The organism is Bradyrhizobium sp. Pha-3 (genome assembly GCF_042258615.1).
Lineage (GTDB): Bacteria > Pseudomonadota > Alphaproteobacteria > Rhizobiales > Xanthobacteraceae > Bradyrhizobium.
The window spans coordinates 7,067,977-7,083,426 of sequence record NZ_CP170152.1; the positions used below are offsets into that span (position 1 = coordinate 7,067,977).

General features: G+C 65.6%; 13 protein-coding genes. 9 read left to right on the plus strand and 4 right to left on the minus strand.

The features are described 5' to 3' along the window. The first annotated feature begins 54 nt into the window (after positions 1-54). From ACE10Z_RS33180 to ACE10Z_RS33200, 5 genes are all read left to right on the plus strand, one after another. On the plus strand, positions 55-930 hold the full coding sequence (locus ACE10Z_RS33180) for a MurR/RpiR family transcriptional regulator (RefSeq protein ID WP_375784552.1): 876 nt from the start codon (positions 55-57) through the stop codon (positions 928-930). A gap of 5 nt (positions 931-935) precedes the next feature. After that, positions 936-2,285, plus strand: a complete 1,350-nt coding sequence (locus ACE10Z_RS33185) for an aspartate aminotransferase family protein (RefSeq protein ID WP_375784553.1) — start codon at positions 936-938, stop codon at positions 2,283-2,285. A gap of 66 nt (positions 2,286-2,351) precedes the next feature. Next, complete coding sequence (locus ACE10Z_RS33190) at positions 2,352-3,362, plus strand: amino acid ABC transporter substrate-binding protein (RefSeq protein WP_375784554.1); 1,011 nt, start codon at positions 2,352-2,354, stop codon at positions 3,360-3,362. A 92-nt stretch (positions 3,363-3,454) separates the two neighbouring features. Then, positions 3,455-4,090: an aspartate/glutamate racemase family protein gene (locus ACE10Z_RS33195; RefSeq protein WP_375784555.1), complete on the plus strand. Its 636-nt coding sequence runs from the start codon at positions 3,455-3,457 to the stop codon at positions 4,088-4,090. A 178-nt stretch (positions 4,091-4,268) separates the two neighbouring features. Next, a complete protein-coding gene (locus ACE10Z_RS33200; RefSeq protein WP_375784556.1) occupies positions 4,269-5,219 on the plus strand; it encodes a YiiG family protein in 951 nt (316 codons plus the stop codon). Positions 5,220-5,395: 176 nt separating this feature from the next. Here ACE10Z_RS33200 and ACE10Z_RS33205 read toward each other — a convergent pair whose 3' ends face one another. Next, positions 5,396-6,730, minus strand: a complete 1,335-nt coding sequence (locus ACE10Z_RS33205) for an MFS transporter (protein ID WP_375784557.1) — start codon at positions 6,728-6,730, stop codon at positions 5,396-5,398. 317 nt (positions 6,731-7,047) lie between these two features. Between ACE10Z_RS33205 and ACE10Z_RS33210 the strand changes: the two genes are divergently transcribed. Then, on the plus strand, positions 7,048-8,247 hold the full coding sequence (locus ACE10Z_RS33210; RefSeq protein ID WP_375789976.1) for a multidrug effflux MFS transporter: 1,200 nt from the start codon (positions 7,048-7,050) through the stop codon (positions 8,245-8,247). Between the two features lie 281 nt (positions 8,248-8,528). Here ACE10Z_RS33210 and ACE10Z_RS33215 read toward each other — a convergent pair whose 3' ends face one another. Next, positions 8,529-8,954, minus strand: coding sequence for a DUF983 domain-containing protein (locus ACE10Z_RS33215; RefSeq protein ID WP_375784558.1), 426 nt, complete (start codon positions 8,952-8,954; stop codon positions 8,529-8,531). A gap of 81 nt (positions 8,955-9,035) precedes the next feature. Here ACE10Z_RS33215 and ACE10Z_RS33220 point away from each other — a divergent pair, with 81 nt between their 5' ends. Beyond that, a complete protein-coding gene (locus tag ACE10Z_RS33220) occupies positions 9,036-10,412 on the plus strand; it encodes a PLP-dependent aminotransferase family protein (protein ID WP_375784559.1) in 1,377 nt (458 codons plus the stop codon). Between the two features lie 105 nt (positions 10,413-10,517). Next, positions 10,518-11,816, plus strand: coding sequence for a serine hydrolase domain-containing protein (locus ACE10Z_RS33225; protein WP_375784560.1), 1,299 nt, complete (start codon positions 10,518-10,520; stop codon positions 11,814-11,816). A 364-nt stretch (positions 11,817-12,180) separates the two neighbouring features. Here the strand turns inward: ACE10Z_RS33225 and ACE10Z_RS33230 are convergent, their stop codons facing one another. After that, complete coding sequence (locus ACE10Z_RS33230) at positions 12,181-12,384, minus strand: hypothetical protein (RefSeq protein WP_375784561.1); 204 nt, start codon at positions 12,382-12,384, stop codon at positions 12,181-12,183. A 178-nt stretch (positions 12,385-12,562) separates the two neighbouring features. On the opposite strand from ACE10Z_RS33230, the gene ACE10Z_RS33235 reads away from it, so the two are divergent. Further along, the gene (locus ACE10Z_RS33235) at positions 12,563-13,567 is read left to right on the plus strand and encodes a hypothetical protein (protein ID WP_375784562.1); all 1,005 of its coding nucleotides are present in this window, start codon (positions 12,563-12,565) and stop codon (positions 13,565-13,567) included. Between the two features lie 425 nt (positions 13,568-13,992). Here ACE10Z_RS33235 and ACE10Z_RS33240 read toward each other — a convergent pair whose 3' ends face one another. Beyond that, entirely contained in the window at positions 13,993-15,225 is a 1,233-nt protein-coding gene (locus tag ACE10Z_RS33240; protein WP_375784563.1) for a rhodanese-like domain-containing protein, read from the minus strand. Positions 15,226-15,450: the final 225 nt, after the last annotated feature.

Below are 15,450 nucleotides of genomic sequence, written 5' to 3' on the forward strand. Positions count from 1 at the left end.
AAGCTGCGCACTTCATATGTTGCACCAATTTGATATTCGTGCAACATATGTTTCATGGCCCAGGCTCAGCCGAAACCATCGCCCCTGAACGAATTGTGCAGCGCATTGCCGTCGCTGCCGATGCGTTTGCAGGAGGTCGGGCGTTTTGTCGCGGCCAATGATTACGACGCCACCACCCGCTCGATGCGCGAGCTCGCCTCGGTCGCCGGCGCCGATCCTGCATCATTCACCCGTCTTGCCAAGGCGCTCGGCTATTCCGGCTGGGACGAATTGCGCGCCGCACTCACCGAGGCGCGACGGCCGGCGCAGGGCTCGCCGTTCTCCGGCCGCGCCAAGGGCCGCCGCGCCGGGCCGAACGCCGATGTCAAACTGGTGCACGACAAGCTCGAGGCGGAAGCCGCGGGGCTGGCGCGGATTTCCGCGAGCACGATCGCCGACGCCGCGCGTGCGCTGCATTCCGCAAACCGGATCTGGATCACCGGCTTTCGCAGCTGCCGCAGCGTTGCGGAACTCCTGACCTATCAGCTTCGCCTGTTCCGGCCCGACGCCGTGCAGCTGGTCGGCGGTTCCGGCCCGTTCGATCTCGACCATGGCGCCTTCCGCTCGGGCGACGCCGTGGTCGTGATCGGCTTTGCGCCCTACACGCTGGTCAGCGTCGAGACCGCGCGTGCGGCGCATCAGGCCCGCGCCACGCTGATCGCGATCGCCGACACGATCAGCGCGCCGATGGCCGAGGGCGCCGATCATCTCCTGCTGTTCGAGGCCGCCTCCTCGCCCGGCTTCTTCCCGAGCCTCACTGGCGCGATCGCAGTGGCCCAGTCGCTGGCCGCCGTCGCCTTCACGCTGGGCGGGGCGAGCGCCAAGCGCAAGCTGGAGGAGACCGAGGGCCGGCTTGCCGAGATGTCGCAATATTTTGTCGAGAAAGGATGAGTATCATGGCAGCCAACAAGAGCCGCGTGATGCATCGCAGCCTGCGCGAAACCCCGCCGAAGGCAATCGGCGGTGACGGCGTCTGGTTGATCGCGGAGGATGGCCACCGCATTCTCGATTCCTCCGGCGGCGCCGCCGTCTCCTGCCTCGGCCATCAGCATCCGCGCATCCTGGCCGCGATCGCCAGGCAGGCTTCAAAGATTGCCTATGCGCATACCGGCTTCTTCTCCTCGGAGCCTGCGGAAGAGCTCGCCGAGCGGCTGGTCGGCCACGAGCCCGGCGGCCTCGGCTATGTCTATTTCGTCAGCGGCGGATCGGAGGCGATCGAGGCCTCGATCAAGCTGGCGCGGCAATATTTCATCGAGCGTGGTGAGCCGAAGCGCGCCCGCTTCATCGCGCGCCGCCAGAGCTATCACGGCAACACGCTCGGCGCGCTGTCGGCCGGCGGCAATGCCTGGCGCCGCGAGCCCTACGCGCCGCTGCTGTCGCCCTCGTTCAGCCACGTCACGCCGGCCTTCGCCTATCACGAGATGCGCGACGATGAATCGGAGGCCACGTTCGTCGCGCGGCTCGCCGGCGAGCTCGAGGCGGAATTCCAGCGGCTCGGCCCCGAGAACGTTGCCGCCTTCATCGCCGAGCCCGTGGTCGGCGCCACCGCCGGCTGCGTGCCGGCGCCGGAGGGCTACTTCAAGGCGGTGCGCGAGATCTGCAACCGTCACGGCGCGCTCCTGATCCTCGACGAGGTGATGTGCGGCATGGGCCGCACCGGCACGCTGCATGCGTGGGAGCAGGAAGGCATCTCGCCCGACATCCAGGCGGTCGCCAAGGGCCTCGGCGGCGGCTACCAGCCGATCGGCGCGATGCTTGCGAGCGGTGCCATCGTCGACACCGTGCGCAACGGCTCCGGCGCGTTCCAGCACGGCCACACTTATCTCGCGCATCCGCTCGCCTGCGCCGCTGCGCTCGAAGTGCAGAAGGTGATCAGCGAGGAGAAGCTGCTCGACCAGGTCAAGGCGCGCGGCCGCCAGCTCGAGCAGCGGCTCACTGAGCGCTTCGGCAATCACCGCCATGTCGGCGACATCCGGGGCCGCGGCCTGTTCTGGGGCATCGAGCTGGTCGCCGACCGCGGCACGCGGCAGCCGTTCGATCCCAAGCTGAAGCTGCATCAGCGGATCAAGTCCACAGCCTTCGCCGGCGGCCTCGGCTGCTATCCCTCGGGCGGCACCGCCGACGGCCAGCGCGGCGACCATGTGTTGCTCGCTCCGCCCTATATCGCAACTTCCGGCGACATCGACATGATCGTCGAAAGACTAGGCGCTGCGGTAGACAGCGCGCTCAAGGATGTTGGTCACTGAGCATGATCCGGAAAAGTGGGCACCGGTTTTCCGAGAAGATCATGCTCAAACTCTAGGAGGTGTAGAATGTACAGGGGATTGATCACGACAGCTGTTCTCGTCGCAGGCATCGCGGGCGCAAGCGCGGCGACGCTCGACACGATCAAGCAGCGCGGCACACTGGTGTGCGGCGTCTCGACCGGGTTTGCCGGCTTCTCGGCGCCGGACTCGCAAGGCAATTTCAAGGGCCTCGATGTCGACTACTGCCGCGCGCTTGCCGCCGGCGTGCTCGGCGATGCCAATAAAGTGCGCTACGTCGCGCTGACCGCGCAGAACCGCTTCACCGCGCTGCAGTCCGGCGAGATCGACGTGCTCTACCGCAACTCGACGCAGACGTACTTGCGCGGCACCACGCTCGGCCTGCGCCAGGGCCCGGTCAATTTCTACGACGGCCAGGGCTTTGTGGTGAAGAAGGACCTCGGCGTGAAGGAGCTGAAGGATCTCAAGGGCGCCACCGTCTGCGTCGCGCAGGGCACCACGCATGAGGTGACGCTCGGCGACTACGGCCGCGCCAACGGCATCGATTGGAAGCCGCTGGTGTTCGATCGCCCCGACACCATGTACCAGACCTTCTTCGGCGGCCGCTGCGATGCCATGACCCAGGACGCCTCCGCGCTCGCCGGCGCGGTCGCGACTGCGGCGCCGAAGGCCGACGACTACGTCGTGCTGCCGCAGACCATCAGCAAGGAGCCGCTCGGCCCGTTCACCCGCAACGGCGACGAGGTCTGGAGCGACATCATCACCTGGCTGCATTACGGCCTGGTCGAAGCCGAAGAGCTCGGCGTCACGCAGGCCAATGTCGACGAGATGACGAAGTCGCAGGTCCCGGCGATCCAGCGCCTGCTGGGCGCGTCCGGCGATCTCGGCTCGCGGCTCGGCCTCGACAACAAATGGCTGGTCGCGGCGATCAAGGCCGGCGGCAATTACGGCGAGATCTTCGAGCGCAACGTCGGCAAGGCCAGCCCACTGAAGCTCGAGCGCGGCCTCAACGGCACCTGGAGCAAGGGTGGCTTGATGTACGCGATCCCGTTCAAGTAACGCTTCTTGCCTCGCCCCGCTCGCGGGGAGAGAGCCCCTCACCCCAACCCTCTCCCCGCGAAGAGCGGGGCGAGGGAGAACAAGAAACATCGATGCGCATCACCCTCATTCATGCCCTGAAGCACTCGATCGTCCCGATCGAGGCGTCATTCGCGCGCCATTGGCCGGAGGCGCGGCTGATGAACCTGCTCGACGACAGCCTGTCGGCCGATCTTGCGCGCGACGGCAAGCTCTCCGACCGCATGACCGAGCGCTTCCTCACCATGGGCCGCTATGCTGTCAGCACCGGTGCCGACGGCATTCTCTTCACCTGCTCGGCGTTCGGGCCCTGCATCGAGGCCGTGGCGCGCGCGCACGCACCGATGCCGGTGCTGAAGCCGAACGAGGCGATGATCGAGCAGGCCGTCGCGAAGGGAAAGCGCATCGGCCTGCTCTCGACCTTCCCGCCGACGCTGGTGTCGATGCCCCCGGAATTTCCCTCGCAGGTCTCGCTGGTGCCAAAACTCGCCGAGGGCGCGCTGGCGGCGCTGGACCGCGGCGACCGCGCCGAGCACGATCGCATCGTGGTCGAGGCGGCGAAGGATTTGCGCGACTGCGATCTGATCGCGCTCGCGCAATACAGCCTGGCGCCGGCCGCCGAGCGCGTCGCCGAGGTCACCGGCCGCGAGGTGCTGACGACGCCCGACAGCGCGGTCAAGAAGCTGAAGGCGATGCTGGGGATCAAGTAGGCGCGCCCATCATCACCGGGTTCCGGCGGTAGTGGCTTTCGGCCCGTAGCCGACAAACAATTCTATCGATAGTGTGCCGCGCGGCCTTGGCGGAGGCTCGTGATGTCACCTTCTGCCGTCACACAAACTTTCTAGGCTGAGGCAGCCAACTTCCGGCCGAGATGAGGGCAAACTCCCGATGCGAAATACCTCTTTGCTTGTGATTGCAGCCGTCGTTGCGCTTCTCGAACCGGCCGCCGCACAACAGGCGCCGCCCGCGCCATCGGCGAGCGCCTCCTCCGCGCAATTGACGCAAAAGGTGAACGCCTATGTCGGGTGCATCAACCGTCTCTCGGCGCGATCCTACGAATCCCGCGAACGCTACTTTTCCTGGGCCGCCAAGAGCGGTCCCACCGGCAAGGAGCGAATCATCTATGGCACCTACACCATCTACGACACGTCCGACTGCAAGACGAACGTCGCGACCGCCAATGCAATGGATCCGCACGATGCCGGGCTCGAAGCCGCTGCGAATGCATATGTTGCGGCCGTCACCACGCTCGAGCCGCTGTTGAAGGAGGCGGACGACTACTACACCCAGGAGAATTACAAGGACGACAAGATGGCCAAGGGCAAGGCGCTGCATCCGCGCCTGGTCGCGGCATGGGATGCGTTTGCCAGCGCCGACAAGGCGCTGCGTGCCGGCGTCGAGGCGATCAATGACAATCGCGCAGCCGAGCAGCTGGCCGCGATCGAGGCGAGCGAAGGCCGCAAGTCGCACTACTATGTCGCGGCCCTGATGATCCAGGCCAAACGCGTGCTCCGCGCGCAGCAGGCCGACAAACCCGACCTCGACGCGATAACCCAGGCGCTCAACGAATATGAGGCCACGGTGAAGGCAACCGAGGAGGCCTCGGGCAAGGACGGCGACGTCAAGCTCGGCTCGATGTTCATCGGCAGCGCCAAATCATTCCTCACCACGGCGAAGCAGCTCATGCGCCGCGTTCGCGACAAGGTGCCTTACAGCTCCGGCGAGAAGACGATGCTGAGCAACGCCGGCGCCGGCTGGATGGTGGAAGGATCGCCGGCCCGGCTGATGCGCGACTACAATCAGCTCGTCGACGGCTACAACCGCGGCGCCCGCATCTGAGTGGCGGCACCCGATGTTGCGGGCTGGGATGGCCGGCGATGCTCCTGGGGTGATCATCCCTGTCGTTGCGAGCGCAGCGAAGCAAGCCATCGCGCCGCATATGCGGATCAATGGATTGCTTCGTCGCTATCGCTCCTCGCAATGACGGATCCAGCTGGCAGTCCGCGCTGGAGTGCTCACGCCCCCGCGTCGTTCACGTTGAGATCGACGCCCTGCGGATCCTTGATCGTCGACACCGTGATCAGCGAGATCAGCGACAGCACCGCGATGTAGACGCCGACGCGCCAGGACTGCCCGTAGGTGCCGATGATCCATTGCGCGATCATCGGCGCGAAGGCGCCGCCGAGGATGGCGCCGAGCGCGTAGCCGATCGAGACGCCGGAATAGCGCACCTTGGCCGGAAACAGCTCGGCATAGAGCGCCGCCTGCGGGCCATAGGACAAACCAAGCGCGACCGTGAGGCCGACGGCGCTGACGAAGAACAGCAGCAGGTTCTTGCTGTCGATCAAGAACCACATCGGCACCGCCCACAGCACCATCAGGGTGTAGCCGATCTGGAAGCAGCGCACGCGGCCGATCTTGTCGCCGAGGATGCCGCCGAGCAGCGTGAAGATGAACCAGCTCACCGCCGCCAGCGTGCCGATCAGCAGCAGCTGCTCGGACGGCATCTTCAGCGTGTTGGTGCCGTAGCTGATGATGAACGCGATCAGGATGTAACCGGCCGCGTTGTTGGCCATGAAGATCAACGCGGTGCGCAGGATCTCCTTGTTGTGATTGCGCATCAATTCGCGCAGTGGCGCGGAGGATTCCTTGTGCCGCCGCTGCATCGCCAGGAACACCGGAGACTCTTCGACCGTGCGCCGGATCATGATGCCGACGGCGATCAGGACGATCGAGAGCAGGAACGGAATCCGCCAGCCCCATTCGATCATCGCCTGCTTGCCGAGCGTCGCGGTCAGCCCCCACAACACGCCGGTTGCCAGGATCATGCCGAGCGGCGTGCCGATCTGCGGGAACGAGCCGAAGAAGCTGCGCTTGTCGCGAGGCGCCGATTCCACCGACATCAGCGCCGCGCCGCCCCATTCGCCGCCGGCCGAGAAGCCCTGCAGGATGCGCAGGAGAATAAGGAGTGCCGGCGCCCAGGCGCCGATCTGCGCGTAGGTCGGCAGCAGGCCGACCAGCGCGGTCGCAGCGCCCATCAAGAGCAGCGTGACGACCAGCATGTTCTTGCGCCCGAAGCGGTCGCCGAGATGGCCGCAGACGATGGCCCCGAGCGGACGGAACAGGAAAGAGAGACCGAGCGTCGCAAACGAGATGATCTGCGCCAGCAGCGGATTGTTGGCGTTCATCGGCGCGAAGAACAGCGCGCCGAACACCAGGCCGGCCGCCTGGGCATAAACGAAGAAGTCGTACCACTCGATCGTGGTGCCGACGAGCGTTGCGGTGAGGACCTTGCGCTCCTCATCCGACAGCGTAGCGCCGCGCGAGCGCGCGGAGATCTCGATGGACATGTGGCCTCCCCAAAACCAATTTTTTGGCCGTGCGGGCGTGATCGGCCGCGATGCGCCTGCCCCGCACGGATGCTGGTACCGGGATAGCAGAGCTTCCCGCGCGGGACGAGCATAATAGTTGCAGAAGCAACGACATGGCACCAGCCGACGGCCTCGCGGCCGGTTCCATGACCCGGCTACCTCACCCTCCGCCGACGGTCTCCCATCCCGAAACGCCGATTGTGCAATGCAACAAGACCGCTATGCTGGGAGTCTCGAAGAGGTATTAAGTGTCTGACATCAATGCCGATGCCTGGGTGTCCTCAGGCCACCGCCCGATGGGCTTTCCGGAATTCGTCGTCGTCATCGCCTCCATCATGGCGCTGAACCCGCTGGCGATGGACATGATGCTGCCGGCGCTGCCGAACATCCGTTCCGCGTTCCAGATCGCCGACGCCAACCGTCCGCAGATGGTGCTGTCGATCTTCCTGGTCGGCTTCGGCGTCGGCCAGTTCGTGATGGGCCCGCTGTCGGACCGCTTCGGCCGCCGCCCGGTGCTGCTCGGCGGCATGACCGTCTACACCATCGCCGGCCTGCTCGCGATCATGGCGCCCTCGTTCGAGACGCTGCTGCTGGCGCGCGCGCTGCAAGGGCTCGGGACCGCGGCAACCCGCGTGATCGCGACCTCGATCGTACGCGACTGCTACGCCGGACGGCGGATGGCGAGCGTGATGTCGCTGGCGATGATGGTGTTCATCGCGGTGCCCGTGATCGCGCCGTCATTCGGCCAGGCGGTGATGCTGCTGACGCACTGGCGCGGCATCTTCGTGCTCTTGATGATCTACGGCGTGATCGCGCTCGCCTGGAGCGCGATGCGGATGCCGGAGACGCTGCCGCTCGAACTGCGCAAGTCGCTGGCGATCCCGGAGGTGCTCTCCGCGTTCCGCCAGACCGTCACCAACCGCCAGACGCTCGGCTACGCGCTCGCCGCCGGCGGCGTGCAGGGCTCGCTGTTTGCCTTCGTGTTCTCCTCGCAGCAGATCTTCACCGAGATCTTCAAGCTTGGACATTACTTCCCGGTCGCCTTTGCGGCGTGCGCGGTCGGCGTCGCGATCGCCGGCTTCCTCAATTCGCGCATCGTCGGCCGCATCGGCATGCGGGTGATCTCGCACGCCGCGCTGACCGGCTTTGCCGTCGTCGCAGGCGCGCTGTTCCTCGCGGTGAAGACCGACATGCTGTCGCTGCCGCTGTTCATGGTGCTGGCGGGCCTGATGATGTTCGCGTTCGGGCTGATGATGGCGAACTTCACGGCGCTCGCGATGGAGCCGCAGGGCAAGATCGCCGGCACCGCCTCCTCGCTCTACGGCACCATCACCACCCTGCTCGGGATCGGCGTCGGCACCACGATCGGCCAGGACTACGACGGCACCCTGCTGCCGTTCGCGACCGGATTCTTCCTCTGCACGCTGGCCGCGCTCGCCGTGGTGCTGGTGACGGAGAAGGGCCGCATGTTCCGGCCGCATCATCATCCGATTTGATGATCCGTAGCCCGGATGCAGCGAAGCGCAATCCGGGACAGTTTTGCCTGCGGCACGAACCCCGGATTACGCTTCGCTCCATCCGGGCTACGAAACTGCACGCTGGCCGCGCTCGCCGTGGTGCTGGTGACGGAGAAGGGCCGCATGTTCCGGCCCCATCATCATCCGATTTGATGATCCGTAGCCCGGATGCAGCGGAGCGCAATCCGGGGGGCGTCGTGCGGGCACAACTGCCCCGGATTACGCTTCGCTTCATCCAGGCTACACTTCCGTAGTTGGTTTCAGGCTTCGCGAGCTCGCCCGGCATTGCTCCGCGCCCGCACCGGCGCGGCCGCACGCCGCGTCGCCGCGAACCCCTCCATGCCCAGCTGCCATTGCAAGCCGACGATCGCGCCCTTGGTCGGCTGCAGCAGCCCGAGCGCGCTGAACAGCGTGAACGGCAGCCAGATCGCCAGCTGCAGCCAAGCCGGCGGCGCGTAGGTCATTTCCATCCAGAGCAGCGCCGGCACCACGACGTGTCCGACCACCACGATCACGAGATAGGCCGGGAAATCGTCCGCGCGCTGCGGCGTGAAATCCTCGCCGCACACCTCGCAATGATCCGCAACTTTAAGGAAGCGGCCGAACAAATGGCCGCGGCCGCAGTTCGGGCACTTCATGGTGAAGCCGCGCCACATCGCCTTTGGCAGGGAAACCGTCTCGGTCATTGTCGTTATCCTTGACCTGATCTGATGATCCATACAATATGAATTACGAAGCATACAATCAAAGACAAAGCGCCAGATTGCATGGATTGGATCCCTACAGTTTCGGAATGGCACGGCCCGATGTTCCTGCGCATCGTCGACGCGCTCGCCGCCGACATCGCAAGCGGCCGGCTGGTCCGCGGCCAGCGCCTGCCGACCCATCGCGCGCTGGCATCGGCGCTCGACATCGATCTCACCACGGTGACGCGCGCCTATGGCGAGGCGCGGCGCCGCGGGCTGCTCGACGCCCGCGTCGGCCAGGGCACCTTCGTCTCGGAGACCACCGCGCGCGCGGCGTCCGACCTGCCGGCACCGGTCAACATCGATCTGTCGATGAACCTGCCGCCGCAACCGGTGGAGGCCAATCTCGACCTGCGCATCGCGCAGGGGTTGGCGACCATTCGCTCCGAGGCCGGATTTTCCGCCTATCTCGGCTATACGCGTCCCGGCGGCACCGCTGACGAGCGCGACGCCGGCGCCGCGTGGCTCGCGCCGCGCGTGCCGCAGGCATCGGCCGACCGGATCGTGATCTATCCGGGATCGCAGGCGATCATCTTCAACGCGCTGCTGGCGCTGACCTCGCCGGGCGATGTCGTGCTGACCGAGGCATTGACGTTTCCCGGCATCAAGGCCGCGGCGGCGCGGCTCGATGTCCGCCTGGTCGGCGTTGCGATGGACGCGGAGGGCGCCCGTCCCGACGCGCTCGACGAGGCCTGCCGCAAGCACAAGCCGAAGGCGGTCTATCTGGTGCCGACGCAGCAGAATCCGACCACGGCGACGATGAGCGCGATCAGACGCAAGGCGATCGCCGATATCATCAGGAAGCGCGGCTGCGTCCTGATCGAGGACGACGTCTACGGCCCGCTCGAACCGCAGGTGGCGCCGATCGCCGCGCTGATTCCCGAACGCACCTACCTTGCCGCGAGCATCGCCAAATGCATCGCGCCGGCCTTGCGCGTCGCCTATCTGCTGGCGCCCGATGCGGCCGCCGAGCAGCGGATGCGCGCCGGCATGCAGGCCACCATGCAGATGCCGCCATCGCTGATGGTCGCGCTGGTCACGCAATGGCTGCGCTCCGGCGTCGCCGCCGACATCATCCGCGCGATTCGCAACGAGGCCGCCGCGCGCCAGCAGCTCGCGGCCCGCTTCCTCAAGGGCGCCAGCTACGCGGCGCGGCCGGCGAGCCACCATCTCTGGATGCCGCTGCCAAAACATTTCGACGGCACCGACCTGCTGTCGCATCTGATGCGCAACGGCCTTGCCGTCGTCGGTGAAGACGCCTTTGCGGTCGGAGATGCCGCGCCGCGCGGCCTGCGCGTTTCGCTCGGCGCGGCGCGCAATCGTGCCGAACTGAGCCAGGCGCTGCACGTGCTGTCGAATGCCGTGCGCACGCCGGTCGGCGCCACGCAGATTGTATGAATTTCAACCATCGCCAGGGAATAAACTCGCCCGAAAATGATTATGGTGCGGGGACGCTTGCGCTAAAACTGCGGCGTTCAGGGCATCAGGCAGGGGCGGCTTTCAATGTCATGCGGATACGGTCGAGCATTCCACACTGCCGTGCGGACGCTCCGTGAGGTAGTGACCGCGATCGTGTGTCTTGCACTTGTCACATCAAGTGCGGCACGCGCCACCGACGTCCCTGCCCCGTCGCCGGACAAGCTCGAACGCATCACCGCGTTCTTCGACAACGAGGTAACGACAGGAAAAATTCCAGGCGCCGTGATCCTGATCCAGCAGCACGGCAAGCCGGTCTATCTGAAAACCTTCGGCTATCGCGACGTCGCGACCAGGTCGCCGATGCGGCCGGAAACGATGTTCGCGCTGCATTCGATGACCAAGCCGATCACCAACACCGCCGCGATGATGCTGGTCGACGAAGGGAAGCTGTCGCCGCAGGACCCGCTGTCGAAATACATTCCGGCCTTCGCCGACGTGAAGGTCGCCATCGAACCGGACGGTGGCAACGATCCGGCCAAGGTTGAGCTGGTGCCGCCGATCCGGCCGGTGACCATTGAAGATATCATGCGGCACACTTCGGGCATCACCTACGAATATATCGGCGCCGACTGGATCCAGAAGATTTACCGCGCAGGACATCTGTTCGACGGCAAGTTCGACAACAAGGAATTCGCCGCGCGGCTGGCCAAGCTGCCGTTGTCACGCCAGCCCGGCACGCTGTGGCGCTACGGTCATTCCACCGACGTGCTCGGCCGGGTGATCGAGATTGTCTCCGGCAAGTCGCTCTATCAGTTCGAGAAGGAGCGCATCTTCGATCCGATGAAGATGAACGACACAAGATATGTGCTCGATGCCGAGACCGAGCGGACGCGGCTCGCCGAACCGCTGCCCTCCGACACGATCCTGATCGCGGGGGAGAACGACCGGCGCGCGCATCCGGAGTGGGAATCCGGCGGCGGCGGCCTGGTGTCGACCATCCTCGATTATGCGCGCTTCGCGCAGATGCTGCTCAACGGCGGCGAGCTCGACGGCAAGCGCTACCTCAGCCCCTTTGCCTTCAAGACCATGACGACGGACCATATCGGGCCGGGCTCCGGCGTCGGTCGCGACTACTGGTACTTCCCCGGCGACGGCTTCGGTTACGGCTACGGCATCGCCGTGCGCACCGATCCCGGCATTGCCAAGCCACCGCCGCCCGGCTCGATCGGCGAATTGAAATGGGACAGCGGCAGCGGCACCTATTTCGGCGTCGATCCGAAGCTCGACATGATCTACATCATGCTCGAGCAGACCCAGAACGAGCGCCAGCGCATCACGCCAGCGTTCCGGAAGCTGGTGTACGACGCGTTCAGCCCGGATTGAGATCACTCGCTGATTCCGTCATTGCGAGGACCGAAGCGACGAAGCAATCCCAGGCCTATGATGCGCACATCCGCGCCTGGGTGGCGAAGGTCAACCATCTGAAGTTATGATCTCCTGTGAGTTCGGGAACGCAAAGCCCGTCACACGCACTCCACTGTCGTCCCTGCGAAAGCAGGGACCCATACTCCGCAGCGGATGTTGTGAACGGGACTCGTCGTTCCAGCAACGCAAGATAATCAGCAACAGTGGTTATGGGTCCCTGCTTTCGCAGGGACGACCCAGAGATTGTTGCATCTATCCACGCATTCGCGGGCAGATGGATTGCTTCGTGCTCCTCGCAATGACGGGATTGAGAGCCCCCGCCCTACGACTTCCGCCGAACCGTCTCCTGCCTGCGCCGTGCTGCTGCCGCGATCAGGCTCGCGGTGCATTCGTTACAGACGAACGCACACGCATCCGTAAACAGGGCGATCCGCACATCGAAGCCGATCGCACCATCGTCGGCGAGCCCCTCGATGACACCACCGCAGCACACGCATTGGTGGCGTGACGCCAATTCCCGCTCCATGACGCGCTCTCCCGCGCTCGCGGCTTCCCTCTCGCTATATACTACCGTATATATCGAGACGACAAGGCAGGCGGGTGAGCAATCCGGTCGGGAACCCTGCAGACAACAACCATCGACCGGAGACGATCGCCAAAAAAATCCTGCCTGGTCCAACCAGGCTCATTGAGGAAACGCGATCATGATAAAGAAGAATGGCGACGCGGGACGTCCGCGCGCAACGGGAGACCTGCTCAAGATCCGCCGCGCATCGCTCGCAAGCGCTGCGGCCATCGTCCTCGCACTCGGCACGGCCGGCGTAGCCCGCGCCGAAACGGCTCCGGTCGGGGTTCCCGACAAGAGTTTCCCGGAGAGCGTGACCTCGACCTCCGACGGCACGCTTTACGTCGGCAGCTTCAACCATGGCGGCGTGACCAGGATCTCCGGCGGCAAGGCCGAGCAACTGGTCAAGCCGGGTGCTGCCGACAGCCGCTCGACGCTCGGCGTGCTCGCCGACGAGAAGAGCGGCACGCTCTATGTCTGCTCAAACGACATCAGCGCCATGGGCGTCGCGGGTCCGAGCGACGTCAAGGGCGCCTGGCTGAAGACCTTCGATCTGAAGAGCGGCGCGCCGAAGGGCAGCTTCGCCCTGAGCGATCCGAAATCGTTCTGCAACGACATCGTGGTCGGCGCCGACGGCACCGCCTATGTCAGCGATTCCTTCGCGCCGTTCGTCTACAGCTTGAAGCCCGGCGGCACGGCACTGGCGACGTTCGCGACCGATCCGCAGCTCGCGCCTGCCAAGGATGGCGTCGGGCTCGACGGCATCGCGATCGGCGCCGACGGCAACCTCTATGTCACGACCTTCATTCCGGCAAAGTTGTTCAAGATCGAGATGAAGGACGGCAAGGCCGGCGCCGTGACCGAGCTGAAGCCGTCGCGGCCGCTCGACCACGCCGATGCGCTGCGCGCCCATGGCGGCGGCTTCCTGCTGATCGAGGGCAACGGCAAGCTCGACAAGGTCACGGTGAAGGGCAACGAGGCCACGATCGACACCATCAAGGATGGGCTCGCCGAGCCGGTGTCGGTGACGCAGGTCGGCGACGTCGGCTGGGTCGCCGAAGGCAAGCTGTCCTACGTGATCGGCGACAACAAGGGCAAGGACCCCGGCCCGTTCAAGCTGACGCCGGTGGCGCTGCCGAAGTGAAGACCGAGAGTATCGCGATCTCGGTCCACTGACTCGCTCGACCTCTCCCGCTTGCGGGGGAGGTCGACGAACGACGCAAAGCGTCGTTCAGCGTGGCCGTTTATCCTCGTCCACCGCCGTCATCGCCCGGCCTGTGCGCAATTGCACACATGGACCGGGCGATCCAGTACGCCGCGGCCTCTCGGCTCAAGCACTGCCGTCTCTGGAATACTGGATCACCCGCATGCGCGGGTGATGACACTGCGCAAGCTGAGGGGCGTCTGCACGATTTCTGAATAATAGAACAATACCGCTGAGTTGCCCGACGAGTCAAGTTGCCGTGCGGCAGCCACCGGCTACTTTGCATGGGGTTGTTTTCGATATTTTGGCGGCGTGCCCAGCAACTCGGCACCGATGCGGTCGCACCGCCGTCACCATGTCATCCGCTAGATCACATAAAACCCATGCGTGCCGTCGCGGCGCAGCTGGTCGACCAGGCCGTACTCCCAATCGAGATAGGCCTGCATCGCCGGCTCCGCGACGCCGGTGCCTTCATAGGGGCGGCGGTAGCGGTGCGCGGGATCGGGTCGCGGCACAACGCGCGGCGCCCCCACTTCCAGCGGACCGTCATAGCCGCCCTCGAGCACATAGACCTCCCAGCCCATCTGCGCGAGCCAGGACGCCGTCATGTCGGCGCGGATGCTCCTGTCGTCGGTCAGCACGATGCGGGCGCCGCGCACCGGCGCGGCCATGTCGATTTCCTGCACCAGCTGGCCGCCGGCATAGTGGCGGAAGCCGGCCAGATGACCGGCGGCATATTCCTCGGCGTCGCGCACGTCGAAGCGGTACAGCGTGCGGTGCGCGTCCTTTTCCAGCGCGGCGAGTTCAGCCGCGCCGATGTGGCGGACGCCGGCGCGATAGGCGACGTCGCGCGCATTGTCGGCAGCGCCATCGAACGGCCCGACGCCGCCGCGCTTGCCGGCGCCATGCTCAAGCTCGTGTTTCGCAAGCGTCCAGCCGATCGTGCCGTTGCGCAGCGCCCGCACCTTGTTCGGCAGCCCGGCATTGATCAGCGACTGCGTGCCGATGATCGAGCGGGTGCGGCCGGCGCAATTGACGATGATGGTGGTGTCGGGATCGGGCGCCGCGTGTCCGGCGCGCAGCACCAGCTCGGCGCCGGGCACGCTGACCGAGCCCGGGATGTTCATGGTGGCATATTCGTCGAAGCGGCGAACATCGAGGATCGCGATGTTGGCCTTGTCCGATATCAGCGCGGCGACCTCGTCGGCGCTCAGCGACGGCGTGTGCCGGCGCGACTCGACCAGCTCGCCGAACGCCTTGGCGTAGGAATTGACGTCCTCGAACACCTCGTATCCGGCCGCCTTCCAGCCCTGCAAGCCACCGGCAAGCGCAGCGACGTTGCCATAGCCCAACGCCCGCAACTGGTCGGCCGCGGCAGCGACCAGTCCCTCGCCATTGTCATAGAGAACGATCGGCACGTCCTTGCGCGGCAATCGCAGCTCGGCTTCCAGCGCGATCCGGCCAGCCGCCATGTTGGCGGCAAACAGCGGATGGCCGGTGGCGAACTCCGCCTCATGCCTGACGTCGAGCAGCGCGATCTCCTGGCGCAGCAGCAGCGTTGCACGAATGTTCTGGGGCGTGACGGAAGAAGCTGTCATGGGATGCTGGCCTTGGGCGGGACATGCGCAGGCCTGCTCTAGGCCGAAATCGCGCGCCGTCAATAGCCTTAACCAACCCGCAACCCCGATCTTCACGAGCCGGGGTTGCGGGAACGAAAGTCGGTCATCCCGCTTTGCTGAACCGGGGCGCGCTTGCTACGTTCCAATCGGCCCCGTTGGCGCCCGATCAGGCCTTCCGGACAAGAGAAGGTAGCGGGGCCAGCC

Coding starts and splice junctions, on each gene's coding strand:
- ACE10Z_RS33200 (WP_375784556.1), top strand. CDS start 4,269: ATGCGAAATACCTCTTTGCTTGTGATTGCAGCCGTCGTTGCGCTTCTC.
- ACE10Z_RS33215 (WP_375784558.1), bottom strand. CDS start 8,954: ATGACCGAGACGGTTTCCCTGCCAAAGGCGATGTGGCGCGGCTTCACC.
- ACE10Z_RS33230 (WP_375784561.1), bottom strand. CDS start 12,384: ATGGAGCGGGAATTGGCGTCACGCCACCAATGCGTGTGCTGCGGTGGT.
- ACE10Z_RS33240 (WP_375784563.1), bottom strand. CDS start 15,225: ATGACAGCTTCTTCCGTCACGCCCCAGAACATTCGTGCAACGCTGCTG.
- ACE10Z_RS33220 (WP_375784559.1), top strand. CDS start 9,036: ATGGATTGGATCCCTACAGTTTCGGAATGGCACGGCCCGATGTTCCTG.
- ACE10Z_RS33205 (WP_375784557.1), bottom strand. CDS start 6,730: ATGTCCATCGAGATCTCCGCGCGCTCGCGCGGCGCTACGCTGTCGGAT.
- ACE10Z_RS33180 (WP_375784552.1), top strand. CDS start 55: ATGGCCCAGGCTCAGCCGAAACCATCGCCCCTGAACGAATTGTGCAGC.
- ACE10Z_RS33225 (WP_375784560.1), top strand. CDS start 10,518: ATGTCATGCGGATACGGTCGAGCATTCCACACTGCCGTGCGGACGCTC.
- ACE10Z_RS33210 (WP_375789976.1), top strand. CDS start 7,048: ATGGGCTTTCCGGAATTCGTCGTCGTCATCGCCTCCATCATGGCGCTG.
- ACE10Z_RS33195 (WP_375784555.1), top strand. CDS start 3,455: ATGCGCATCACCCTCATTCATGCCCTGAAGCACTCGATCGTCCCGATC.
- ACE10Z_RS33235 (WP_375784562.1), top strand. CDS start 12,563: ATGATAAAGAAGAATGGCGACGCGGGACGTCCGCGCGCAACGGGAGAC.
- ACE10Z_RS33190 (WP_375784554.1), top strand. CDS start 2,352: ATGTACAGGGGATTGATCACGACAGCTGTTCTCGTCGCAGGCATCGCG.
- ACE10Z_RS33185 (WP_375784553.1), top strand. CDS start 936: ATGGCAGCCAACAAGAGCCGCGTGATGCATCGCAGCCTGCGCGAAACC.